The sequence below is a fragment of the Streptomyces sp. NBC_00057 genome (assembly GCF_045041165.1).
In the GTDB taxonomy this organism is placed as follows: Bacteria; Actinomycetota; Actinomycetes; order Streptomycetales; family Streptomycetaceae; genus Streptomyces.
Window position 1 is genome coordinate 5,145,188 of the sequence record NZ_CP108256.1, and the last position, 23,796, is coordinate 5,168,983.

Here is a 23,796-nt window from a genome sequence, read left to right on the forward strand (position 1 = left end):
GCCGGGACCGGCCCACGCTATGGCCATGGACGCCATTCAGCAGCACATGATCGACAGTCATCGCGCAGCTCAGCATGGGGAACTGCCGCCGCCACTGCCGGGTCGGCACGACTGGTCCGTGCTGCGGGCCATCCGTGACCGCTACCGCCGCAAATGGTCCGCCCGGCCCGGCAATTCCAGCCCGCCCGTCGGCTGAGGACGGAACCGTCCGGGCGGGGCCCCGGGGGCAAACGTGTCCGGCACCCCCGGCCGGCCCGGCCAACCCCCGCTTAGACCGACCGGCAAATGGGGGGGGGGCGGCGTCGCGGGGCTGGGCACGCACATCTGCGGCGTTGTCGTCAGTCGACAACTCCCCCATAGCCCTAAAGGCATGGGGGGACCCCCTTCGCGTTGCCTCCCTCCTCCGCCTTGCAGCTGCACGCACCCAGCCCCGCTCCTTCTCCCACCCCCCATTTGCCGGTCGGTCTAAGCCAGCCGCTTCACGAACTCCCCCACTGCTGCCCGTACATCCCCCGCCGTCCACTCCAGCCCTTCCCGCCCCACCGTGACCTCGGTGAACGACACCCCGGGCGGCCCGGAAGCCGAGGGGTGCCAGACGCGGAAGAGCGCCACGCCCGTCTCCTCCGTCTGCCGTACCGAGGCCTCCGTCAGGACATCCGCCTCGTAAGGCAGCCACACCTGGAACTGGTGCGTGTGCGGCGGCTCCGGATGCACCCGGAACCACCCGACGCCGGCCGCCGAGAAGCCCTCGGCCAGCGCCCCGGCCACCACCTTCGCCTGTGCCACGTACGACGGCAGCTGCGGCAGCTCCTGCTCCAGGCCGATCAGGGCGGCGAGCGCCGCAGGGAACTGCTGGAAGAGCTGCCCGCCGTACCGGTGGCGCCAGGTGCGGGCCTCCTCGATCAGCGACTCGGGACCGGCCAGCGCGGCCCCGGAGATTCCGCCGAGGGTCTTGTAGAACGACACGTACACACTGTCCGCGAGCGCCGCGATCTCCGGCAGCTCCCGCCCGAAATGGGGGGCGCACTCCCACAGCCGCGCGCCGTCGACGTGCACCACTGCATCGCGTTCCCGTGCGGCCGCCACCACGGCCTCCAGCTCCTCCCACGTCGGCAGGACGAAACCGGCATCGCGCAACGGCAGCTCCAGCATCATCGTGCCGAACGGCTCGGCGAAGTCACGGATCTCCTGCGCCGTGGGCAGCCGGGGTTCGGACGTCGGGTGGACGGTACGCAGCCCGCTCACCGCCCCCAGCGCCCCGCGCTCATGCACCTCGGGGTGGGCCAGAGGGTGCAGCGCCACCGTGGAGTTGCCGGTCCGCCCGGCCCAGCAGCGCAGCGCGACCTGCTGCGCCATCGTCCCCGTCGGGAAGAACGCGGCGGCCTCCATGCCCAGCAGGTCCGCGATCCGTCCCTCCAGCTCGGCGACGACGCCATCGCCGTAGATGTCCGCAGGGCGGTCGAGATCGGTGACCGATCCGGCCCCCGCCGCCAGCGAGGCCAGGCGTTCACCGAGCGAGAGGTCCATGGGCGGCCTGATCAGGACCCGCTCGGCCGCGCGCCAGGCATTTATCCTGCGCAGCCGCTGCGCATACTCCTGCGGTTGCTCCGGCTCGTTCGCGTCGCTCCGCGGCCCGTCCTGCGCCTGCCGCCGTCGTGCCTGCTCGTCGGTGTCTGCCATGTCTGTCATGGGACGATCATCACGCAGAGCGCAGCTCGGGCCCGAACGATTTCCGGGTTCACCCGGGCCTCGGGCCGCGCCCCCGCCCGGACTTTTCCCACAGGCTGTGGACAGCCAGGAGCCAGGACGAAACGCTGGCGTAGCATGCAGAGAAATCGTCCGGTACCCCCCGCGGACTGGAACGGAAGGCCACTGCCGCGTGAATGCAACAGCCCCCAATGACCCCCTCGAAGCCAGGGACCGCCCCGCCCGCCTCACGGTCGGCGTCGTGGGCGCGGGCCGCGTCGGCCCCGCTCTCGCCGCGTCCCTGCAGCTCGCCGGGCACCGACCGGTAGCCGTGTCGGGCGTCTCCGACGCGTCCGTGCGCAGGGCGGCCGCCCTGCTCCCCGACGTACCGCTGGTGCCGCCCGCCGAAGTCCTCGCGCGCGCCGAGCTGGTGCTGCTGACCGTTCCCGACGACGCCCTGCCCGGCCTGGTCGAGGGCCTCGCCGAGACCGGCGCCGTGCGGCCGGGACAGCTGATCGTCCACACGTCGGGGCGTTACGGGACGAAGGTGCTGGACCCGGCTCTGCGGGCCGGCGCCCTGCCGCTCGCCCTGCACCCGGCGATGACGTTCACCGGCACCTCGGTCGACGTCCAGCGGCTGGCCGGCTGCTCCTTCGGCGTGACCGCCCCCGAGGAGCTGCGGCTCGCGGCCGAGGCGCTGGTCATCGAGATGGGCGGCGAGCCCGAATGGATCGCGGAGGAGTCCCGCCCGCTCTACCACGCGGCGCTCGCCCTCGGCGCGAACCACCTGGTCACCCTGGTCGCCCAGTCGATGGAGCTGTTGCGTACCGCCGGGGTCGCCGCCCCCGACCGGATGCTCGGCCCCCTCCTGGGCGCCGCGCTCGACAATGCCCTGCGCTCCGGCGATGCCGCGCTGACCGGCCCCGTGGCCCGCGGCGACGCGGGCACGGTCGCCGCGCACATCGGCGAGCTGCGCAGGCACGCTCCGCAGGCCGTGGCCGGCTATGTCGCGATGGCCCGCGCCACCGCCGACCGCGCACTCGCCCACGGCATGCTCAAGCCGGAGCTGGCCGAGGACCTGCTCGGAGTCCTGGCCGACGGCGCCGGCACCACGGGCGGCACCGGATCACAGGAGTCCCGATGACAAACAGGACCGGCAGGCCCGGCACGTCCGGTACGCCCCACACCGCCGCCCCGCCCCGCACGCGCGGCACCGCCCCCGCGGCCACCCTTCTCCGTACGGCCGCCGAACTTGCCGCGGTCGCCCCCCTCAAGGGGCAGCGGGCCGTGGTCATGACCATGGGCGCCCTGCACGAGGGCCACGCCACCCTGATCCGTACCGCACGTGCGGCCGCGGGCCCGGACGGCCAGGTCGTCGTCACCGTCTTCGTCAACCCGCTCCAGTTCGGCGAGGCCGCCGACCTGGAGCGCTACCCCCGTACCCTCGACGCCGATCTCGCCGTGGCCGGCGCCGCCGGGGCGGACGCGGTCTTCGCGCCGTCCGTCGACGAGGTCTACCCCGGCGGCGAACCGCAGGTCCGGATCTCGGCGGGCCCCATGGGCGAGCGGTTCGAAGGGGCCTGTCGCCCCGGGCACTTCGACGGGATGCTCACCGTCGTCGCCAAGCTCCTGCACCTCACCCGCCCCGACGTCGCGTTCTACGGGCAGAAGGACGCCCAGCAGCTGGCGCTGATCCGCCGCATGGTGCGCGATCTGAACTTCCCCGTGGAGATCGTCGGCGTGGAGACGGTCCGCGAAGCGGACGGCCTCGCGCTCTCCAGCCGCAACCGCTTCCTGGACGTCGAGGAACGGCACACCGCCCTCGCCCTGTCCCGGGCCCTGTTCGCCGCGCGGGACAGGCTCGCCGCCCAGCAGGCGCTGCACGCCCGCGCGCAGACCACCGCGGCGACCACCGGCAGGGCCGCCGCGCTCACCGCGCTCGGTGAGACCCGCGCGGCCGCCGACACCCAGGCGGTGGCGCTGGCCCGCCCCGTGGACGGACCCGCGGCGGTACGCGCCGCGGCGCAGTTGATCCTCGACGACGCGGCCGCCGAACAGCCGCCGCTCGCCCTGGACTACCTCGCGCTCGTGGACCCGGCCGACTTCACCGAGATCCCCGACGACCGCACCACCGGTGACGCGATCCTCGCCATCGCCGCGAAGGTCGGCAAGACCCGCCTCATCGACAACATCCCGCTGACCTTCGGAGCCACCACGTGACCGGAATACGGCTGACCGCCCCCGCCCCCGGCTGGTCCATCGACGCCGACGTCGTGGTGGTCGGCTCCGGCGTGGCCGGTCTCACCACCGCGCTGCGCTGCGCAGCCGCGGGCCTCGCCACCGTCGTGGTCACCAAGGCCCGCCTCGACGACGGCTCCACCCGCTGGGCGCAGGGTGGCATCGCGGCCGCCCTCGGCGACGGCGACACCCCCGAGCAGCATCTGGACGACACCCTGGTCGCGGGCGCGGGCCTGTGCGACGAGGCCGCGGTACGGACCCTGGTCACCGAGGGCCCCGACGCCGTACGTCGGCTGATCGAGACCGGCGCCCACTTCGACACCACGGACAGCGGCGACATCGCGCTGACCCGCGAGGGCGGCCACCACCGCCGCCGTATCGCCCACGCGGGCGGTGACGCGACGGGTGCCGAGATCTCCCGCGCCCTGGTCGAAGCGGTCCGCGAAGCCGCCCTGCGCACTATCGAGAACGCCCTCGTCCTGGACCTTCTCACGGATGCCGAAGGCCGTACCGCGGGCGTCACCCTGCACGTCATGGGCGAGGGGCAGCACGACGGTGTCGGCGCGGTCCGCGCCCCCGCGGTGGTCCTCGCCACCGGCGGCATGGGCCAGGTCTTCTCCGCCACCACCAACCCGGCGGTCTCCACGGGCGATGGCGTGGCCCTGGCGCTGCGGGCCGGTGCGGAGGTCTCCGACCTCGAATTCGTCCAGTTCCACCCGACGGTCCTCTTCCTCGGCGCCGACTCCGAGGGCCAGCAGCCCCTGGTGTCGGAGGCGGTACGGGGCGAGGGCGCCCATCTCGTCGACGCGTCCGGTACGCGCTTCATGGCCGGGCAGCACGAACTGGCGGAACTGGCCCCGCGCGACATCGTCGCCAAGGCCATCACGCGCCAGATGGAGCTGCACGGCACCGAGCACATGTATCTCGACGCCCGCCACTTCGGCGCCCGGATGTGGGAACAGCGCTTCCCCACCATCCTGGCGGCCTGCCGCGCCCACGGCATCGACCCGATCACCGAACCCGTCCCGGTCGCCCCCGCCGCGCACTACGCCTCCGGCGGCATCCGCACCGACCTGCGGGGACGTACGACCGTGCCCGGCCTGTACGCCTGCGGCGAGGTCGCCTGCACCGGCGTGCACGGCGCGAACCGGCTGGCGTCCAACTCCCTCCTGGAGGGCCTCGTCTTCGCCGAGCGCATCGCGGCGGACATCGTCGAGGACCGGCCCAGCGCGGGCGCCGCGACAACCGGCACCCTTCCCGCCCCCTCGCCGCTGCTCGTCCCCGAGGCACGCGCCACGATCCAGCGGATCATGACCCGGGGCGCCGGAGTCCTACGCTCCGCCGAGAGCCTGGCCGTCGCCGCCGAGGAGCTGGAGGCCCTGCACAACAGCGCTGCCGAGGCCGCCGGGGCTGCCGAGCCCAAGGTCGCGGTGCCCGGTGTCGAGGCGTGGGAGGCCACCAACCTGCTCCTCGTCTCGCGAGTCCTGGTCGCCGCCGCCCGCCGACGCGAGGAGACCCGCGGCTGCCACTGGCGCGAGGACCGGCCCGAGCGCGACGACGAGAACTGGCGCCGCCACCTCGTCGTCCGGCTCACCCCGGAGCGTCAACCGGTCCTCCGTCGGACGGAGACCGAGGCATTCGGGCCCGTACGCCCGGCGCAGGCACCAGACTGCGCAGCAGCACCACTGATTCACCCCGCCGACGTCACCGAGGAGTCGTAACCGTGAGCACGCCCGAAGAGAATCCGCGCCCCACACCCGTGGACGTACCGCTGATCCAGATCGGCGCGCCCGCACCGTCCGCGGGCGGCTGCGGGGACGGCTGCGGCTGCGGCGGGGACGAGTTCTACGAGCTCGACCCCCTGGAGTGCGGCCTCGACCCCGACCTCGCCCAGCTCCTCGCCGACGCGGGCCTGGACCCGGTCCAGGTCGAGGACGTCGCGCACGTCGCCATCGAGGAGGACCTCGACGGCGGTGTCGACGTCACCACTGTCGCGACCGTTTCCGAGGACGCCGTGGCCACCGGCGACTTCACCGCCCGTGAGGCGGGCGTCGTGGCCGGTCTGCGCGTCGCCGAGGCTGTCCTGTCCATCGTCTGCACGGACGAGTTCGCGGTCGAGCGCCACGTCGAGGACGGCGACCGTGTCGCCCCCGGCCAGAAGCTGCTGACCGTCACCACTCGCACCCGCGACCTGCTCACCGGCGAGCGCAGCGCACTCAACCTGCTGTGCAGGCTCTCCGGCATCGCGACCGCCACCCGCGCCTGGGCCGATGTGCTCGAAGGCACGAAGGCCAAGGTCCGCGACACCCGCAAGACCACCCCGGGCCTGCGCGCCATGGAGAAGTACGCGGTGCGCTGCGGCGGCGGCGTCAACCACCGCATGTCGCTGTCGGACGCGGCGCTGGTCAAGGACAACCACGTCGTCGCGGCAGGCGGCGTGGCCGAGGCCTTCAAGCGTGTGCGCGATGAGTTCCCGGACGTACCGATCGAGGTCGAGGTCGACACCCTGCAGCAGGTCCGAGAGGTCCTCGACGCGGGCGCCGACCTGATCCTGCTGGACAACTTCACGCCGCTGCAGACGGCCGAGGCGGTTGCCCTGGTGGGCGGCCGCGCGGTCCTGGAGTCCTCCGGCCGGCTCTCCCTCGACACCGCACGCGCCTACGCGGAAGCGGGCGTCGACTACCTGGCGGTCGGCGCGCTCACCCACTCCTCGCCGATCCTCGACATCGGCCTGGACTTCCGCGACACCGACGGGGCCGGCGTCTGATGCTGCTCACCATCGACGTCGGCAACACCCACACCGTCCTCGGCCTGTTCGACGGTGAGGAGATCGTCGAGCACTGGCGGATCTCCACCGACGCCCGCCGCACCGCGGACGAGCTCGCGGTGCTGCTCCAGGGCCTGATGGGCATGCACCCGCTGCTCGGCGAGGAACTGGGCGACGGCATCGGGGGCATCGCGATCTGTTCCACGGTCCCGGCCGTCCTGCACGAGCTGCGCGAGGTGACCCGCCGCTACTACGGCGACGTCCCCGCGGTCCTCGTCGAGCCGGGCATCAAGACCGGGGTGCCGATTCTGATGGACAACCCGAAGGAGGTCGGCGCGGACCGCATCATCAACGCGGTCGCCGCCGTCGACCTGTACGGCGGTCCGGCGATCGTCGTCGACTTCGGCACGGCCACCACCTTCGACGCGGTCTCCGCCCGCGGCGAGTACACCGGCGGTGTCATCGCCCCCGGCATCGAGATCTCGGTCGAGGCACTGGGCGTCAAGGGCGCACAGCTCCGCAAGATCGAGCTGGCCCGGCCGCGCAGCGTGATCGGCAAGAACACGGTCGAGGCGATGCAGTCGGGCATCATCTACGGCTTCGCGGGCCAGGTCGACGGTGTCGTCGCACGGATGAAGAAGGAGCTGGCGGCCGATCCCGACGACGTCACCGTCATCGCGACGGGCGGCCTTGCGCCGATGGTGTTGGGCGAGTCCTCAGTCATCGACGAGCACGAGCCCTGGCTCACCCTCATCGGTCTGCGCCTGGTGTACGAGCGGAACGTGTCCCGGATGTAGGCGGATACGGGGCGTACCTGCGGGAACGGTTCGGTCGAACGGGGGCCTCCGCCGCGCCGTCAACGACCAGTTAAGCCGATTTTGTCCATTTAGCACGTATTGTCGCGTCATGCCCACGCCTTACGGATCACGCGGCGGTATGGCGTTCAGCGCGGACGAGCTGCGTGTGCTCCGACGCGCCCTCGCCATCGCCCTTCACCCCACGCCCCTGCCCGACGAGGACGTCCAGGAATGCCTGCGGCTGGCAGGCGCCGTCGACGAGGCGGTCGGCGAGGCGGGACGGCTGCGCACGTTCCTCCTCGCCGACCTCGTCCGCTACCGCAACGCCCTCCCCGGCTCCGTCAGCGGCTATCTGGAGCTTCTCCAGGACGCCCTGGCGGGCGGATACGACCCCCGTCCCGATGACCTGGCCGCGCTGCGCGCCCTGCGCCACAGACCGGTGGCCGCCGCGCTTCTGGAGCGCTGTCAGGTGCTCGCGGAGCGGTCGGTACGGGCCCGCCTCGCCGGACGTACCGCACCGTCGGCGGCCCCCGCACCCCGCAGCCGACTCCTCGCCCTGCCCGGCGGCCGGGCCGCCGACGCCGAACCCGAACGGCCGAAGACCCCGGCGGCCCCGCCCCGGCCGGCCCCGCCGTCCGAGCGTCCGGCGCCGAAGCCCTCGGAGGTCTTCCCGCCCCGCCGCCCGGTTCCGCCACCGCAGCAGCGGGCCGCGGGATAGCCCCGTCGTAACGCGGAGGGGGTGCGCGGAAGTCGGTACCGGCCTCGCTACTCTGGATGCCATGGACTACGTATCCGCGCTCGTGCCCCCCGTGGTGATGGCCGCCTTCTTCATCGGCCTCGTCGTGACGATCGTCAAGAGCCAGGGCGGTCCCAACAAGGCCAAGGAGGACGCGGCCGTGGACATGGCGATCGGCCACGCCGAGTCGGTCCAGCAGGCGCCGCGTAGCGACGGCGTCTGACTTCCCCCCGGACCTCGCGGCATGCGAAGGGCGCACGACTTGTCAAGAGTCGTGTGCCCTTTTGCTGCGTAAATAGCCGAGCATTCCCGGCATCTGGCACTAAAGTGACATTGTGCCCCGCCAATTGGGAGATCTGGAAGACGCCGTGATGACGCGGGTCTGGCAATGGAACCGTCCGGTCACCGTGCGGGAAGTCCTTGAGGACCTTCAGCGGGAACGCTCCATCGCCTACACCACCGTCATGACGGTAATGGACAATCTCCATCAGAAGGGCTGGGTGCGCAGGGAAGTCGACGGCCGCGCATATCGATATACGGCGGTCTCCACCCGCGCCGCCTACTCGGCCGCACTGATGAACGAGGCCTGGTCGCACAGCGACAACCCCGCCGCCGCTCTTGTCGCCTTCTTCGGCATGATGTCCGCCGAGCAGCGCGAGGCCCTCAAGGACGCCATGCGGATCGTTCTGCCCAACCTGCACGGGGCCTCCGAGCTGCCATCCGATGAAGCGGCGGATGAAGCGCCCCATGAAGCGGCCGAAGATCCGGCCGATGACGCGGACCCGGAGACCGGGCGATAGCGTCTGGGTATGCCCTCAGAGCTTCCGCATACCGATTTCCGTACCGAGCCGTCGGTTATAAACATGGCCATCACAGTCCGCCGTGCCAGGACCAGCGATGTGGCATCGGTCCGCCGTCTCCTCGACGGGTACGTACGCGAAGGCATCCTGCTCGACAAAGCCACGGTGACGCTTTACGAGGACATCCAGGAGTTCTGGATCGCAGAACGCGACGAGGACGCCCGGGTCATCGGCTGCGGTGCGCTGCATGTGATGTGGGAAGACCTCGCCGAAGTGCGCACTCTCGCGGTCGATCACAGCATCAGGGGTGCGGGAGTCGGGCATCAAGTGCTGGACAAGTTGTTGCAGACCGCCCGTTGGCTGGGCGTACGGCGGGTTTTCTGCCTCACCTTCGAAGTCGACTTCTTCGCGAAGCACGGCTTCGTGGAGATCGGAGAGACACCGGTCGACGGAGATGTCTACAGCGAGCTGCTGCGTTCCTATGACGAGGGTGTAGCAGAGTTCCTGGGTCTCGAACGAGTGAAGCCGAACACCTTGGGCAACAGTCGGATGCTTCTGCACCTGTGACTGCCGCAAGAAGCCGTAGCCCTATGTCCGAATCGCACATGTTTCCCGTCTTCTCGGGATCCTGAACCTCTCCCGGGGGTTTGTGTTTTCCGGGGAAAAGCGGTTTCCTTTCCGCGTACTGCATTTTCGATGAAAGGAAATCTGGTGGCACAGAAGGTTCAGGTCCTTCTTGTCGATGACCTCGACGGTGGCGAGGCGGACGAGACAGTCACGTTCGCTCTGGATGGCAAGACGTACGAGATTGACCTCACCACGAGCAACGCGGACAAGCTCCGTGGTCTTCTTGAGCCGTACACCAAGGGTGGCCGGCGTACGGGTGGCCGTGCAGCGGCCGGCCGTGGCAAGGGCCGTGCCGTTACGGGTGGCAACAAGGACACCGCGGAGATCCGTAAGTGGGCGCGCGAGAACGGCCACAATGTGAATGACCGCGGCCGTGTTCCCGCGGAGATCCGTGAGGCTTACGAGAAGGCCAACGGCTGAGCTGTCGACTCATCGGTCGACCGCCCCGTTCGGGCGCGCATCAACCGGACCCGGTGGCATTCCGTCGCCACCGCGTCCACGAGCCGTACGAGATCGGGAGCATCCCCACCCCTGCTCCCGAGGCCGACGAGGGCCGGGAGCTCCGGCTCTCCCTCGTGCCGCAGCCCGGGGGGCCGCAGCCATACGGCGGCCCCCGACCGGCCCGCCACCCGACCGGGCGGCGTCGGCGCAGTGATCCGACCGCCCGTACCGATGGCGGTCAGCGAGAGGGCGACCCCGCCCCACTCCAGCCAGTCGAGCAGCCCGGGCAGTTCGTCGGCGCTTCCGGCTGTCACCAGCAGGCTCATCCGCGAGCCCGCCAGCGCCACAGGTCCGGTGCGGCCCACCCGCCGCAGCGCCGCATGGCCGGCGGCCGCAGGCACCTCCAGGACGTCGAACCGCAGCCCGGTCAGCAACCGCACCGGTGTGGTGCCCTCCGTTGCCCAGCCGAGCTCGCGCTCGTACCACTGCGCCCACCGTGCGCACTCGGCGTGGCCCTCCTGCTCGTCGGCGAGCGACGGCAGGGTGGATGGGGCGGTGATGGCCATGTCAGGAGAACGGCCGAGTCACCCCAGGGGTTACGCAGGGTCTGCAGTCGAGTGCCCAGTGTGTCCGAGATGGGGGCGTAGAGACGTATTCGGGAGCGCGAAGATGTTCGCCCGTAGCGGAGGGAACCGGCGTGCGCCGCATGGACTGTCTGTAATTGCGGGTAAGACATCCCTAGTGGGGAGGGGCGACACGCAGGCTCGGGCATCTCACGTTCGCCATCGGCGTACTGGTGAAAGGGGTATCTGCCTGGCCTGCGGGAACATCGTCTCGCACCATCGGGTTGGAGCAGATGTCGGCGTTCGGGGCAGGAGGCCAAGGACGGTGTCGGCAGTTGGAATGAGCGGTCCCCGCTTGCGGGACTAAGCTGCGGAAGGACAGGGAGGGGACCGACCCCTTACTGCCTGACCGCTCTGAGGAGCGATTAACGATGTTCGAGAGGTTCACCGACCGCGCGCGGCGGGTTGTCGTCCTGGCTCAGGAAGAAGCCCGGATGCTCAACCACAACTACATCGGCACCGAGCACATCCTCCTGGGCCTTATCCATGAGGGTGAGGGTGTCGCCGCTAAGGCCCTGGAGAGCCTCGGGATTTCGCTCGAGGCGGTCCGCCAGCAGGTGGAGGAGATCATCGGCCAGGGCCAGCAGGCCCCGTCCGGGCACATCCCCTTCACGCCCCGGGCCAAGAAGGTCCTGGAGCTGTCGCTCCGCGAGGCCCTCCAGCTCGGCCACAACTACATCGGCACCGAGCACATCCTGCTCGGCCTGATCCGCGAGGGCGAGGGTGTCGCAGCCCAGGTCCTCGTGAAGCTGGGCGCCGACCTGAACCGGGTGCGGCAGCAGGTCATCCAGCTGCTCTCCGGCTACTCGGGCGGCAAGGAGGCGGCAACAGCGGGCGGCCCCGCGGAAGGCACGCCCTCCACGTCCCTGGTGCTCGACCAGTTCGGCCGGAATCTCACCCAGGCCGCTCGCGAATCCAAGCTCGACCCGGTCATCGGGCGCGAGAAGGAGATCGAGCGGGTCATGCAGGTGCTGTCCCGCCGTACCAAGAACAACCCGGTTCTCATCGGCGAGCCCGGCGTCGGCAAGACGGCGGTCGTCGAAGGACTGGCGCAGGCCATCGTCAAGGGCGAGGTGCCCGAGACCCTCAAGGACAAGCACCTCTACACCCTCGACCTCGGTGCGCTGGTCGCCGGCTCCCGCTACCGCGGTGACTTCGAGGAGCGCCTGAAGAAGGTCCTCAAGGAGATCCGCACCCGCGGCGACATCATCCTGTTCATCGACGAGCTCCACACCCTGGTGGGTGCGGGCGCCGCCGAGGGCGCGATCGACGCCGCCAGCATCCTCAAGCCCATGCTGGCCCGCGGCGAGCTGCAGACCATCGGCGCCACGACGCTCGACGAGTACCGTAAGCACCTGGAGAAGGACGCCGCTCTCGAGCGCCGCTTCCAGCCCATCCAGGTAGCGGAGCCGTCGCTGCCGCACACCATCGAGATCCTCAAGGGTCTGCGCGACCGCTACGAGGCCCACCACCGCGTCTCCATCACGGACGAGGCGCTGGTCCAGGCCGCGACGCTGGCTGACCGGTACATCTCGGACCGCTTCCTGCCGGACAAGGCGATCGACCTGATCGACGAGGCCGGTTCCCGGATGCGCATCCGCCGGATGACCGCGCCGCCGGACCTCCGCGAGTTCGACGAGAAGATCGCGGGCGTCCGCCGCGACAAGGAGTCCGCGATCGACTCGCAGGACTTCGAGAAGGCCGCGTCCCTGCGCGACAAGGAGAAGCAGCTTCTCGCCGCGAAGACCAAGCGCGAGAAGGAGTGGAAGGCCGGCGACATGGACGTCGTGGCCGAGGTCGACGGCGAGCTGATCGCCGAAGTCCTGGCCACCGCGACCGGCATTCCGGTCTTCAAGCTGACGGAGGAGGAGTCCTCCCGTCTGCTGCGCATGGAGGACGAGCTCCACAAGCGCGTCATCGGCCAGAAGGACGCCATCAAGGCCCTCTCGCAGGCGATCCGTCGTACGCGAGCCGGTCTGAAGGACCCGAAGCGCCCCGGTGGCTCGTTCATCTTCGCCGGCCCGTCCGGTGTCGGTAAGACGGAGCTCTCCAAGACGCTCGCCGAATTCCTCTTCGGCGACGAGGACGCGCTGATCGCCCTCGACATGTCGGAGTTCAGCGAGAAGCACACGGTTTCCCGCCTCTTCGGTTCTCCCCCCGGCTACGTGGGTTACGAAGAGGGTGGCCAGCTCACCGAGAAGGTGCGCCGCAAGCCGTTCTCCGTCGTCCTCTTCGACGAGGTCGAGAAGGCTCACCCCGATATCTTCAATTCCCTGCTCCAGATTCTGGAAGACGGTCGCCTGACCGACTCCCAGGGCCGGGTCGTGGACTTCAAGAACACGGTCATCATCATGACGACCAACCTCGGGACCCGGGACATCTCCAAGGGCTTCAACCTGGGCTTCGCAGCCCAGGGCGACGTCAAGACCGGCTACGAGCGAATGAAGAACAAGGTCAACGAAGAGCTCAAGCAGCACTTCCGCCCCGAGTTCCTCAACCGTGTCGACGACACGGTCGTCTTCCACCAGCTCACCGAAGAAGACATCATCCAGATCGTCGACCTCATGCTGGCCAAGGTGGACGAGCGCCTGAAGGACCGCGACATGGGCATCGAGCTGAGCTCGGAAGCCAAGTCGCTCCTGGCGAAGAAGGGCTACGACCCCGTGATGGGCGCCCGGCCGCTGCGCCGGACGATCCAGCGCGAGATCGAGGACATCCTCTCCGAGAAGATCCTCTTCGGTGAGCTGCGCCCCGGTCACATCGTGGTCGTCGGCACCGAGGGCGAGGGTGAGGAGAAGAAGTTCACCTTCCGCGGCGAGGAGAAGTCGGCTCTGCCGGACGTTCCCCCGATCGAGCAGGCGGCGGGCGGCGCGGGCCCGAACATGTCGAAGGACGTGTAAGGACGCCCCCGAGCGCCTGAGCACCTGAAGGGGCTGCCCCGGAACCGTGAGAACGGTCCGGGGCAGCCCCTTTTGCCGCGCCGCCGTGCCTGCGGTGCTGTCGTCAGTGGCGCACATCGAGTCCTTCGCCGCCGGTCAGTTCGTGATTGCCGATGACGGTGACTTGGAGGCCGGGCAGGACTTCGAGCGGGGAGAGGTCGATCTCTCCGCCCCTGGCTGCTGAGGCAGAGTCCTGCAGGGGCGGGGTGAACAGAAACGTCCTGAGTGAGGGGAAGATCCGGGGGATCTGCCCGAGCCCTGCGGCCGAACCGGAGCCGGCACGAAGTATCAGGCCCTCGACGGAGGGGGCCGGACTCCAGGACCCGGCCGGCCCAGCCCTCCGGGGCCTCGTCGATCACCGGCCGCGCCGCGGAGGGCAACTGCGTGGAGCCGGGAAGGTGCCGCCCTGGGCGCGCAGGGTGCGCAGCGGGACGACGAACGGCACCAGGCCGTTGAGCTCGGCCAGCTGTGGGCCCAGCGTGCGGGCCGAGGCATGTGCGGCCGGCCACCACAGCAGCGTGGTCTTCCCGGCGCCCGCGTCGTCCCGCAGCAGTACCCGGGGCGGTCGGAGAGCAGCGCGTCGATCCGCTCGGGTGACCGGAGAACCTGCGAAGCCGGTCCTGTGGGGTTTCGCTGGGCCTCCAGACTCAGATATGCCTCCCTTCACCATATGGGCGCAGGTCAGTACGAGACGGTCGGTGAGCAGGGCGCCGCTGCCCTGGACGGCCCCGGAGCCGAGGACGACGACCGTACGCGCCGTCGGCGACACGGGAGCCGTGGGCGGCGTACTGCTCATGGCTGCGCCGCCCCGCGGCCGAAGTGCGCCGTGCTGCCCTCGTCCTGGTGGCCGATCCGATAGGGCTCGCCGGTCGTGGCATCGCGCGGTTCAGGGTGAACGCGACCTTGTGGGTGCGGCCCGTCGTACGGGACGCATCGGCGCCGGCGTCGACCACCCGGGCCTTCACCTTGGCGCCGCCCTTGATCTCCTTGCGGAGTTCGAGGGTGAACTCCATCTGGATGTCGCCGACCTCGAAGGCCACGGGGCGGCCGGTGGCGCGGCCCGCGGCGTCGATGAGCTGGTTGCGGATCGACTCGACGGCGTCGGCGCGCTCGATACCGTCCATGTCGCTGGTGCCTGCGGCGTCACTGGCCATGGCCTGTCCCCCAGGGAGCTGAGCTGGTCGCCGTGTCAGCGTAGTCAGGTTGCAGGCCGAAGGTCCCGAATCGGACGGCCTCAGGACCCGCCGGCCGTGACAAGGCGCACAGTCCGTTCGGGGCCTACTAGGGGCGATAGAGGCAGATGCCGTGATCGCGGCGGGGGCCTTTGCCCCTGGGTGGAGAGGGGTTTTCGGGTACGGAAGGAGAGAAGCCCGAATCGCTATGTTTAGTCCGATTAGGGCGGTTTGGAGCTGGGGTTAAACCTGTCCGGAACAAGAGTTTCGATGAGTCCGGAAACGGGGTGCGCGAAACCTGTGCCCGTGAATTCCCAAGGCCTCGGCTACGGCTTTTGTTCGTAGATGGGGTGTTTGGGCATTGGTGGGGGTGCGGGTTACCAAGGGATGACCAGCCCGGCGGAAGCGTCGGGTCCAGTCATCTCCGGAGGTTCTCCGCTTATGTCGAAGCGCATTTCGTTCCACTCCCGTCGCCCGTCCCTGTCCCGTGTCCGTGGCGCCGTCGTGGCAGCCGGTCTGGGGACGTCGATGGTTCTCGGTGTGGGCGCTGCGTTTGCGGCCGGCACGGCGGGTGCCCCCGACGCCGCGAACCTGATCAACACCAGTGCGGCCGAGTCGGTCGCCAAGCAGGCGGCCGTGCAGGGCAAAGCGGCCAAGGCGGCCAAGGCCGAACGGGCGGCGGTCAAGGCGGCGGCCGTGAAGAAGGCTGCCGCCTGGGAGACCCCGGTGCGTCACTACGTGCTGAGCGCGAGCTTCGGCAATGACGGCGCCCGCTGGGCCCACAAGCACTCCGGCCAGGACTTCGCCGTGCCGATCGGCACCAAAGTGGGGGCCGCGCACAGTGGCACCGTCGTGAAGGCCGGTCCGAACGGCGGCGGTGACGGCCCCGCGTACGGCAATGCCATCGTGATCAGCCACGGCAACGGCGTGTACTCGCAGTACGCCCACCTGTCGCGGATCGATGTGCACATCGGCCAGACCGTGAAGACGGGCGAGAAGATCGCCCTCTCCGGCAACACCGGAAACTCCAGCGGCCCGCACGTGCACTTCGAGATCCGGACCACGCCGAACTACGGTTCCGCGATCAACCCGGTCTCGTTCCTGCACAAGGAAGGCGTCATGGTCTGACCCGACCGGGACGCACCCCTCAGGGCTTGTCCGGCCCTACTCGACGGACCCCGGGCTGTGCGCCCGGGTGACCAGATCGAAGGCGACTTCGAGGACGGCCTTGCGCTTCTCCTCGGGGTCGCCTTCGAAGTCCTTGAGGGCGAACATGCCCGCGTGCATCGTGAAGAGCGCGGTGAAGCAGCGCACCTGGTCGGTCAGCGGAGCATCAGGTTCCTTGATCAGATCGACCAGACCGACGACACGGTCCTTGATGGTCTTCCCGATGCTGAGCTCCCGCACGGTCGCCTGGTTCTCCTGCATGAACCGGAAGAGCGGGGCGGCGGCGGCCAGCGCGTCGCTGTAGCGGCGCAGGATCTCCTTCTTCGTCTCCAGGCTGTGGGGCTGGCCCCTGCCCCACTCGATCAGCTCCTCGACCGGCCGGTTCAGGTCGTCGAAGATGCTGGCCAGGATGTCTTCCTTGGTCTTGAAGTGGTAATACAGCGCGGCCTTGGTGACATCCAGCCGTTCGGAGATTTCACGCAGCGAGGTCTTCTCGTAGCCCTGTTCGGCGAAGAGTTCCAGGGCGACGTCCTGAATGCGCTGGCGCGTGTTGCCCCGGCGCGGCTGCGGTGTGCTGCCCATGGCGCTCTCCTCGATACTTACTTGACGCCCGGCTAGTTACGGGTCTACTTTCCCCAGTGTAGTCAACTAGCCGGGCGGCAAGTAAGTGCCCGCCACGCACAGGGGATCAGGGGAAGTGGGGACCATGTCGGACCTGAAGAAGGCGGCGGACGGAAAGGCGGATGACCAGCCTGCCGAGAAACCCGAGAAGCGGCAGCGCAGCGTCCAGGTGGTGATGCTCGCCCTGATGATCACGATGCTGCTCGCCATGCTGGACAACCTGATCGTCGGCACCGCCATGCCGACCATCGTCGGTGATCTCGGCGGCCTGGAGCATCTGTCCTGGGTCGTCACCGCGTACACCCTGGCCACCGCGGCCTCCACCCCCATCTGGGGCAAGCTCGGCGACATGTACGGGCGCAAGGGCATCTTCCTCACGTCCATCGTGCTCTTCCTGATCGGCTCGGTACTGAGCGGAATGGCCCAGGACATGGGTCAGCTGATCGGCTTCCGGGCGGTCCAGGGACTCGGCGCGGGCGGCCTGATGGTCGGCGTCATGGCGATCATCGGCGACCTGGTGCCGCCCCGCGAGCGAGGCAAGTACCAGGGGATGATGGCCGGTGTGATGGCGATCGCCATGATCGGCGGACCGCTGGTCGGCGGCACCATAACCGACCACCTCGGCTGGCGCTGGAGCTTCTACATCAACCTGCCGCTGGGCGCGGTCGCCCTCGTCATGGTCACCGCCGTGCTTCATCTGCCCAAGCGGGAGCGCACCAAGGCGAAGGTCGACTACCTCGGCGCGGGTCTGCTGACCCTCGGCATCACCGCGATCGTGCTGGTCACCACCTGGGGCGGTTCGGAGTACGACTGGAACTCCGCTGTGATCATGGAGCTCATGGCGATCGGTGTCGCCTCGCTCGTCGGCTTCCTCTTCGTCGAGACGAAGGCTGCAGAACCGATCATTCCGCTCCACATCTTCCGCAACCGCAACTTCACCCTGATGTCCGTCGTCGGCTTCATGTCGGGCTTCGTGATGTTCGGTGCGGTGCTCTTCCTGCCGCTGTTCCAGCAGTCCGTCCAGGGCGCGTCGGCGACCAACTCGGGTCTGCTGCTCCTGCCGATGCTGCTGTCGATGATGGTCGTCTCGCTGATCGCGGGACGGGTCACCACCAGCACCGGCAAGTACAAGATCTTCCCCGTGGTGGGCTCGGTCCTGATGGTGACCGGCCTGTTCCTGCTCTCGCAGATGGACACCGGCACCACGCGGTTCACCTCGGGCATCTACATGGCGGTGCTCGGTGCGGGCATGGGCTTCCTGATGCAGATCACCATGCTCGTCGCGCAGAACAGCGTCGAGATGAAGGACATGGGAGTCGCCTCCTCCGCGACCACCCTCTTCCGTACGCTCGGCAGCTCCTTCGGTGTCGCGATCATGGGTGCGCTGTTCACCGGGCGGGTGCAGGACGAGATGGCGGCCCGTGGCGGCGGGGGAGCCACGGCGAAGTCCGCGCAGCTGGACGCGGCGAGCCTGGCTAAGCTGCCGGACGAGATGCGTGAGGCGTACCAGTTCGCGGTGTCGTCCGGCACCCACATCGCGTTCCTGGTGGGCGCCTCGGTCGGAGTGATCGCCCTGCTCGCGTCGGTGTTCGTCAAGGAGGTCCCGCTGCGGGGAGCGGGCCCAGAAACCGTGTCGTCGGACAGTGCGCAGGAGCCGGCTGCGGTCGCCGGCCCCAAGCAGCCCGAGGCCGTCTGATCCGTCGCGCCGCACGAGCGGTGCACGAGCCGTGTACGAGGAGGCTCCCGGCGCGCGCCCCGGGAGCCTCCTTCCGTATCCGGTTCAGCCGCCGGACTGCCTGCGGCCGGACTCCGCGCTCTGCCCGTCGCCGCTGTTCGGCGTGCGCTGTTCGGACAGGCGCAGGATCGGGAAGCTGCCGGTGTTCGTCGGTGCGTGCTCGGGCAGCCACAGCACGGCGATCGCCCCGCCCGCGCCGTTCGCCGCCCCTTCCGGCGCCGCGTTGCGGAAGGTCAGCCGGGCCCCGAGGACCCGCGCCTGACCGGCCGCGATCGTCAGCCCCAGGCCGTGCCCGTGTCCGGCCCGGTCGCTGCTTCCGGTACGGAACCGGCTCGGGCCCTCACGCAGCAGCGCCGCCGGGAACCCGGAACCGTGATCGCGGATCCGCACCACCCGGCCCTCGACCGTGACCTCCACCGGAGTGGCACCGTGCTTGGCGGCGTTCCCCAGCAGATTGCCGAGGATCCGCTCCAGCCGGCGCGGATCGGTGCTGACCCAGGACTCGTGGACGACCTGCACCCGCACATCCGGGTCCAGCAGCGCGATCCGCCGGCTGACGAACTCGCCCAGCGCGATCTCCTGCAGCTCGGCCCGCTCCGACGCACTGTCCAGCCGAGCCACCTCCAGCACATCCTCGACCAGGGTGCGCATCGCCTGCGCCCGGTCCCGTACGAGCTCGGTGGGGCGGCCCGGCGGCAGCAGCTCGGCCGCCGTCAGCAGACCGGTCACCGGGGTACGCAGCTCGTGCGCGATGTCCGCGGTGACCCGGCGCTCCGCCTCGATGCGTTCGTTCAGCGCGTCCGTCAGCGCGTCCACCGCGCGGGCCAGCTCATCGGTCTCGTCCTGGACGACACCGCCGACGGCCTCCCTGACACGTACATCCGTATTGCCCTGCGCGACCCTGCCCGCCGCGGCCGCCGCCTTGCGCAGCCGGCGCGACAGCTGCCCACCGATCAGCACGCCCAGCGCGCAGCCGCCGAACACCACCGAGACCGAGCCGATGATCAGCGCCCGGTCGAGATCGCCCATGATCGTGGCGCTGCGGTCGGCGAAACGGGTGTGAAGCGAGAGCACATCGCCGTTGCCGACCGGCACGGCCGCCCATACATCGGGCACCCCGTTCCTGGTCTCCTCGACATGCGTGGCGCGCCGGTTCCTGTTGGTCTCCGCGCGCAGGCTGCGCGGCATCGTCGGGTCGTTGAGCTTGGCTCCGAACCGGGGATCGGCCTTCTGCGTCTTCTTCGCCTCGTACAGCAGCTGTGCGTACGTCAGCCGCTCCAGCTGGACCTCGCGCGCGTTCTCCAGCATCGAGACCCGGGCGGCGTTGTGGACGACGAAGCTGAGCGCGACCGCGGTCAGCGCGCCGACCGCCGCGATCGCGATGCTGATCTTCCAGCGGACACCTGTCCGCAGGGCGAACCGCTTCATGGCCGGAGTTTGTAGCCGAAGCCGCGGACCGTCTCGATACGGTCCTGGCCGATCTTTGTGCGCAGCCGCTGCACATGGACATCCACGACCCGGGTGTCACCGCCCCACCCGTAGTCCCAGACCCGCTCCAGGAGCTTGTCGCGGGAGAGCACCGTGCCGGGCGCGGCGGAGAACTCCAGCAGCAGCCGCATCTCGGTCGGGGTCAGCGCCACCTGCCGGCCGCCCCGGCGGACCTCCATGCCCTCGGTGTCGATCTCCAGATCGCCGAAGACCAGCACCCCGCCGACGGGCTGCGACTCCGGTTCCCCGTTGCCCGGCTGCCCGCCCGACGCATGACCGAAGCGGCGCAGCACGGCACGGATCCGGGCGACCAGGACCGCCCCGTCGAAGGGCTTGGTGACGTAGTCGTCGGCGCCGGCCTCCAGGCCGAGCACCACATCGATCGAGTCGGCCCGGGCCGACAGCATGATCACCGGGACCGTCGACTCGTCGCGGATACGACGGCAGAGGCTGACCCCGTCGAGCCCCGGCACCATCACATCGAGCAGGGCGATGTCGGGACGGTCGGCCCGGAACGCATCGAGACCCGACAGTCCGTCGGGCATCGCGGTGACCGCGAAGCCGTCGCGCTCCAGCGCCAGCTGGGTGGCCTCGCGGATGACGTCGTCGTCCTCGACGAACAGGACGTGGGTCTCGGCCATCGGACTGCTCTCAGTTCCCCGCCGGTCCGGCGGATTCCGGAAGACCGGCTTCCCCATCGCCGACGGCTCGGTTGAAGTCGTTGTGCACCCGGTCGTGCTCGCTGAACCGGTTGTCCGCCCAGCGGTAGGTGATCACTTCCTCGCCGGAGGGGTACGCGACCGAGTCCTTCTTCTCGTACACCTGGGCCGTCACCACCAGATCACCGCGGTCGATGGTGCCGTACACCGCGGGCTGCTCGATGGCGAACACGTTCGCGTACGTGCCGTTGCCCCGCTGGCGGTACACGTAGGTTCCGACGCCCACCGAATCGCCGCAGGTCATCACGTTCACCACGACGTCGGCCGAGGGGCCCCCGGTCATGGTGCCGTACGAGGTGTCCACCGGGTACTCGGAGCCGCTGCAGGGCTTCAGATCCGTCCTGACCCGCTCGCTGACCTTGGTGTCCCGCTTGAGCAGCGCCACGGGATCGATCCGGGGCGTGGGCTTCGCCGTGGACGTCGGATCGGCGCTCGGCGTGACCTGAGCGACCGACTGGGTGCCTGCCGGACCCTCGTCCCGGGTGCCGGTACCGCCGGTGGAGCAGCCGACGGCGAGCAACCCGAAAGCGGCGAGCCCGACCAGGGTCGTGGTGCTCGCCGCCCAGCCGGTCAGGACACGGCCACGACTGCCGGTGGTCCAGCGGCCACCGCCGTCTCTTCCGCCGCCACGGTCCCCGTCGCCGTTACCGCTGGCTGTCAGGCCGCGCACCGCTCCCGCCCCCGTTCGTCCATACGCCTGCCCGCCTGCGCCCGTACCTGCGCCGTTGCCCGCGCACGCACCGGAGCGCCGACGGCCGGAGCACGGTCGGCCGCCGTCAGGCCCCGCTCCTCCCGGAGCCGGGCCTCCCTGCTCGCTGCCTCACGGCTCTCCAGCTCCTGGCGCAGTCGCGCCAGCGCACGGTGCAGCGTGCTCTTCACCGTACCGGCCGACATGCCGAGCGCCGCAGCCGTCTCCTCCGTACTCATCTGCTCCCAGTGTCGCAGCACGACGACGCTGCGCTGCTTGGGAGCCAGTACGCCCAGCACATCCATCAGCAGGGCGCGGTCGGCGCGCTGCTCGGTGCCGTCATCGACGCTGGCGTCGGGCAGCTGCTCGGTGGGAACCTCGTCCAGCTTGCGGGCCCGCCACCACTCGGTACGGGTGTTGATCATGACGCGGCGCAGATACGCGTCGGCGAGGGACTTGTCGGCGATGCCGTCCCAGCGGCCGTACGTACGGACCAGGGCGGTCTGCAGCAGGTCCTGCGCATCCACGGGGTCGGGGACCAGTCGGCGTGCACTGCGCAGCAGTGCCTCCTGCCGAGTGCGTACGTACTCCTCGAATTCGAGCACCTCGCCCTGCGCCATTCCAACCGCCTCCGTCCCCGTAGATCCCCGTAGAACCGCCGTCAGCCATCGATCGGCCGGGCTGACGTCGCTGACGCTACGGAGCTGTTGTCACGGGGCTGTGCGGAGCAGCCATACGCTGACGCACGGCTGTCCATCGGTTGTGTAACAGCGGGGGAGAGGGCGGCAGGGACCTTCAGCTCAGCGGCAGCCGGTACTGGCCGCCGGCCAGCGGCTCGACCAGGCCGTCCGCGACCAGGCCGTCCAGCGCCCGGGCTCGCTGCACCGGTTCGTCCCACACCGCGTCCAGTGCCGACTGCGGCACCGGTGCCACGGCCTCGCGCAGCACGGCGAGCAGCCGTCCGCGCACCTGCCGGTCCGTGCCGGCGTAGGTCTGACCGCGCCGCGGGGGCCCCTGGTGGGCGGGCTTCCCGGCCAGCCGCCAGGCGCACTGCCCGGCGATCGGACACCGTGTGCAGTCCTCGTTCTTGGCGGTGCAGATGAGGGCACCGAGCTCCATAGTCGCGGCGGCCCAGCGGGCGGCCCGCTCGTCCTCCTCGGGGAGCAGGGCCCGGGCGAGCTTGCGTTCGGCGGCGGTGGTCGCGTTCGGCGGGTACTGGATGCCGGTCGCGGCCCGGGCGAACACCCGGCGGACGTTCGTGTCGAGTACGGCATGCCGCTGTCCGTACGCGAACGAGGCCACGGCCGCCGCGGTGTACTCACCGATCCCGGGCAGTGCGAGCAGCTGACCGTGCTCGCTCGGTACGTCGCCGCCGTGCCGTTCAGTTATTGCCTGCGCGGCCCCGTGCAGGCGGAGCGCCCGGCGGGGGTAGCCGAGCCGGCCCCAGGCGCGGACCGCCTCACCGGGCGGCTCGGCGGCCAGATCGGCCGGGCGCGGCCAGCGGGCCAGCCACTGTTCGTACACCGGGAGGACCCGGCTGACGGGGGTCTGCTGCAGCATGAACTCGCTCACCATCACACCCCAGGCGCCCGCTTCGGGGCGGCGCCAGGGCAGATCGCGGGCGTGCTGTTCGAACCACCCGATGACGGGAGCGTGGAGGGAGGCGGGGGGCGTCTGTGTCGCAGTCATGGCAGTCATCGCATCGCCGATCCTGACACGGAAGCGCAGACGATGGCTCCGCGCACGGTGGTGTCGCTCCTCCTTAGGGCCCTTGGGGTGATATTGCCACCCGTCTGTCCCGCGATATCCGGCAACCGGCCCAAGGAGACTCCCCCCGGGCCGTCAGTGCCGTTTGCCCCGCCGCCTGGACCGGCCGGCCGCCGCCCCCGGGCCCGATGCCCAGACGGCCAGGGGCGCCCCGCTGCCCCGCACCGTCCGGACGAGCGACCGTGCCGGCCGGTACAGCACAGCGACCGCCACGGCGGCCACCACCGCACCCAGCAGCAGACCGACCGCCACGTCATGCGGATAGTGCACCCCGACGAAGACCCGCGAGAAGGCCATCAGCAGGGCCAGCGGCACGGTGAGCCAGGCCAGCCGGGGCCGGGCGATCGCCAGGGCGACGGCGGCCGCGCCGGCGATCGCGGAGTGGTTGCTGGGGAACGACCAGTCGCCCGTCGGCGGACACGGCACCAGCGAGGCCGCCGCCCCGACGACCGCCCGGCACGGGCGTTCCTCGTCCACCATCGACTTGAGCACCTCGCTGCCCACATAGGCGAAGGCCGTCGCAATGGGTGCGAGCACCGCCAGCGCCAGGGCGCCGTCGTCCGCCCGTCGGGCACGCCACCACCCGGTGATGAACAGGACGCCGAAGACCAGGAGTCCGAGCTCCGTCCATATCTCGGCCAGGTGTTGCACCCATGACGGCATGTCATGCGCGAAGTCGGTGATGTCCCGGTAGAGCGGGGCAGTAGATGAACTATCCATGTGACAGAGGGTAGTCAACAAAACCGGGTGGTCACCTTGGGCGATCCACGGGGCCCAACTCGGCG

General features: G+C 70.1%; 24 protein-coding genes and 2 pseudogenes. 15 read left to right on the forward strand and 11 right to left on the reverse strand.

The features are described 5' to 3' along the window. Positions 1-25: 25 nt before the first annotated feature. Entirely contained in the window at positions 26-196 is a 171-nt protein-coding gene (locus tag OG953_RS24185; protein ID WP_405686804.1) for a hypothetical protein, read from the forward strand. A gap of 269 nt (positions 197-465) precedes the next feature. Here OG953_RS24185 and OG953_RS24190 read toward each other — a convergent pair whose 3' ends face one another. Continuing rightward, positions 466-1,680: a threonine aldolase family protein gene (locus tag OG953_RS24190; RefSeq protein ID WP_405692029.1), complete on the reverse strand. Its 1,215-nt coding sequence runs from the start codon at positions 1,678-1,680 to the stop codon at positions 466-468. Between the two features lie 199 nt (positions 1,681-1,879). Between OG953_RS24190 and OG953_RS24195 the strand changes: the two genes are divergently transcribed. The 10 genes from OG953_RS24195 (at position 1,880) to OG953_RS24240 (ending at position 10,071) form a co-directional block, all read left to right on the forward strand. Then, the gene (locus OG953_RS24195; RefSeq protein WP_405686806.1) at positions 1,880-2,830 is read left to right on the forward strand and encodes a Rossmann-like and DUF2520 domain-containing protein; all 951 of its coding nucleotides are present in this window, start codon (positions 1,880-1,882) and stop codon (positions 2,828-2,830) included. After that, positions 2,827-3,906, forward strand: a complete 1,080-nt coding sequence (gene panC, locus OG953_RS24200) for a pantoate--beta-alanine ligase (RefSeq protein WP_405686808.1) — start codon at positions 2,827-2,829, stop codon at positions 3,904-3,906. The genes OG953_RS24195 and panC overlap by 4 nt, the downstream gene beginning before the upstream one ends. After that, positions 3,903-5,645, forward strand: coding sequence for an L-aspartate oxidase (locus OG953_RS24205; protein ID WP_405686809.1), 1,743 nt, complete (start codon positions 3,903-3,905; stop codon positions 5,643-5,645). The genes panC and OG953_RS24205 overlap by 4 nt, the downstream gene beginning before the upstream one ends. Positions 5,646-5,647: 2 nt before the next feature. Beyond that, complete coding sequence (nadC, locus tag OG953_RS24210; protein ID WP_405686811.1) at positions 5,648-6,691, forward strand: carboxylating nicotinate-nucleotide diphosphorylase; 1,044 nt, start codon at positions 5,648-5,650, stop codon at positions 6,689-6,691. Further along, entirely contained in the window at positions 6,691-7,488 is a 798-nt protein-coding gene (locus tag OG953_RS24215; protein ID WP_405686813.1) for a type III pantothenate kinase, read from the forward strand. Before nadC ends, OG953_RS24215 begins: the two co-directional genes overlap by 1 nt. Before the next feature lie 139 nt (positions 7,489-7,627). Next, the gene (locus OG953_RS24220; protein ID WP_405692031.1) at positions 7,628-8,206 is read left to right on the forward strand and encodes a hypothetical protein; all 579 of its coding nucleotides are present in this window, start codon (positions 7,628-7,630) and stop codon (positions 8,204-8,206) included. A gap of 61 nt (positions 8,207-8,267) precedes the next feature. After that, positions 8,268-8,447, forward strand: a complete 180-nt coding sequence (locus OG953_RS24225; RefSeq protein WP_405686815.1) for a hypothetical protein — start codon at positions 8,268-8,270, stop codon at positions 8,445-8,447. 112 nt (positions 8,448-8,559) lie between these two features. Beyond that, on the forward strand, positions 8,560-9,024 hold the full coding sequence (locus tag OG953_RS24230; RefSeq protein WP_405686817.1) for a BlaI/MecI/CopY family transcriptional regulator: 465 nt from the start codon (positions 8,560-8,562) through the stop codon (positions 9,022-9,024). A 63-nt stretch (positions 9,025-9,087) separates the two neighbouring features. Continuing rightward, a complete protein-coding gene (locus OG953_RS24235; RefSeq protein ID WP_405686819.1) occupies positions 9,088-9,591 on the forward strand; it encodes an amino-acid N-acetyltransferase in 504 nt (167 codons plus the stop codon). A 144-nt stretch (positions 9,592-9,735) separates the two neighbouring features. Further along, positions 9,736-10,071: an Lsr2 family protein gene (locus OG953_RS24240; RefSeq protein WP_093894032.1), complete on the forward strand. Its 336-nt coding sequence runs from the start codon at positions 9,736-9,738 to the stop codon at positions 10,069-10,071. Here the strand turns inward: OG953_RS24240 and OG953_RS24245 are convergent. Then, entirely contained in the window at positions 10,050-10,658 is a 609-nt protein-coding gene (locus OG953_RS24245) for an SCO3374 family protein (RefSeq protein ID WP_405686820.1), read from the reverse strand. The genes OG953_RS24240 and OG953_RS24245 overlap by 22 nt on opposite strands. Positions 10,659-11,086: 428 nt before the next feature. On the opposite strand from OG953_RS24245, the gene OG953_RS24250 reads away from it, so the two are divergent. Both OG953_RS24250 and OG953_RS24255 read left to right on the forward strand, forming a co-directional pair. Beyond that, on the forward strand, positions 11,087-13,615 hold the full coding sequence (locus tag OG953_RS24250; protein ID WP_093894034.1) for an ATP-dependent Clp protease ATP-binding subunit: 2,529 nt from the start codon (positions 11,087-11,089) through the stop codon (positions 13,613-13,615). 94 nt (positions 13,616-13,709) lie between these two features. Further along, a complete protein-coding gene (locus OG953_RS24255; RefSeq protein ID WP_405686822.1) occupies positions 13,710-13,838 on the forward strand; it encodes a hypothetical protein in 129 nt (42 codons plus the stop codon). A gap of 124 nt (positions 13,839-13,962) precedes the next feature. Here the strand turns inward: OG953_RS24255 and OG953_RS24260 are convergent. Both OG953_RS24260 and OG953_RS24265 read right to left on the reverse strand, forming a co-directional pair. Then, positions 13,963-14,311: pseudogene (locus OG953_RS24260) on the reverse strand (ATP-binding protein); the annotation flags it as partial. Positions 14,312-14,446: 135 nt separating this feature from the next. Continuing rightward, a pseudogene (locus tag OG953_RS24265) lies at positions 14,447-14,808 on the reverse strand (trypco2 family protein). Positions 14,809-15,267: 459 nt separating this feature from the next. Between OG953_RS24265 and OG953_RS24270 the strand changes: the two are divergent. Then, positions 15,268-15,954 (forward strand): M23 family metallopeptidase, encoded by a 687-nt coding sequence (locus tag OG953_RS24270; RefSeq protein WP_405686824.1) that lies wholly within the window; start codon positions 15,268-15,270, stop codon positions 15,952-15,954. A gap of 36 nt (positions 15,955-15,990) precedes the next feature. Here the strand turns inward: OG953_RS24270 and OG953_RS24275 are convergent, their stop codons facing one another. Beyond that, positions 15,991-16,575 carry a TetR/AcrR family transcriptional regulator gene (locus tag OG953_RS24275; RefSeq protein WP_405686826.1) on the reverse strand — a complete coding sequence of 195 codons (585 nt, stop codon included), beginning with the start codon at positions 16,573-16,575 and terminating at the stop codon, positions 15,991-15,993. A 124-nt stretch (positions 16,576-16,699) separates the two neighbouring features. Here OG953_RS24275 and OG953_RS24280 point away from each other — a divergent pair, with 124 nt between their 5' ends. Continuing rightward, positions 16,700-18,310 carry an MDR family MFS transporter gene (locus tag OG953_RS24280; RefSeq protein WP_405686828.1) on the forward strand — a complete coding sequence of 537 codons (1,611 nt, stop codon included), beginning with the start codon at positions 16,700-16,702 and terminating at the stop codon, positions 18,308-18,310. Between the two features lie 84 nt (positions 18,311-18,394). On the opposite strand, the gene cseC is transcribed toward OG953_RS24280, so the two are convergent. The 6 genes from cseC to OG953_RS24310 form a co-directional block, all read right to left on the reverse strand. Next, positions 18,395-19,777, reverse strand: a complete 1,383-nt coding sequence (gene cseC, locus OG953_RS24285) for a two-component system sensor histidine kinase CseC (protein ID WP_405686830.1) — start codon at positions 19,775-19,777, stop codon at positions 18,395-18,397. After that, a complete protein-coding gene (gene cseB, locus OG953_RS24290; protein WP_405686831.1) occupies positions 19,774-20,478 on the reverse strand; it encodes a two-component system response regulator CseB in 705 nt (234 codons plus the stop codon). The genes cseC and cseB overlap by 4 nt, the downstream gene beginning before the upstream one ends. 10 nt (positions 20,479-20,488) lie before the next feature. Continuing rightward, entirely contained in the window at positions 20,489-21,226 is a 738-nt protein-coding gene (locus tag OG953_RS24295; protein ID WP_405686832.1) for a hypothetical protein, read from the reverse strand. Further along, on the reverse strand, positions 21,214-21,864 hold the full coding sequence (locus OG953_RS24300; RefSeq protein WP_093894040.1) for a SigE family RNA polymerase sigma factor: 651 nt from the start codon (positions 21,862-21,864) through the stop codon (positions 21,214-21,216). Before OG953_RS24300 ends, OG953_RS24295 begins: the two co-directional genes overlap by 13 nt. A gap of 175 nt (positions 21,865-22,039) precedes the next feature. Further along, positions 22,040-22,942 (reverse strand): A/G-specific adenine glycosylase, encoded by a 903-nt coding sequence (locus tag OG953_RS24305; protein ID WP_405686834.1) that lies wholly within the window; start codon positions 22,940-22,942, stop codon positions 22,040-22,042. Positions 22,943-23,086: 144 nt separating this feature from the next. Continuing rightward, positions 23,087-23,731 carry a phosphatase PAP2 family protein gene (locus OG953_RS24310; RefSeq protein ID WP_405686835.1) on the reverse strand — a complete coding sequence of 215 codons (645 nt, stop codon included), beginning with the start codon at positions 23,729-23,731 and terminating at the stop codon, positions 23,087-23,089. Positions 23,732-23,796 lie beyond the last annotated feature (65 nt).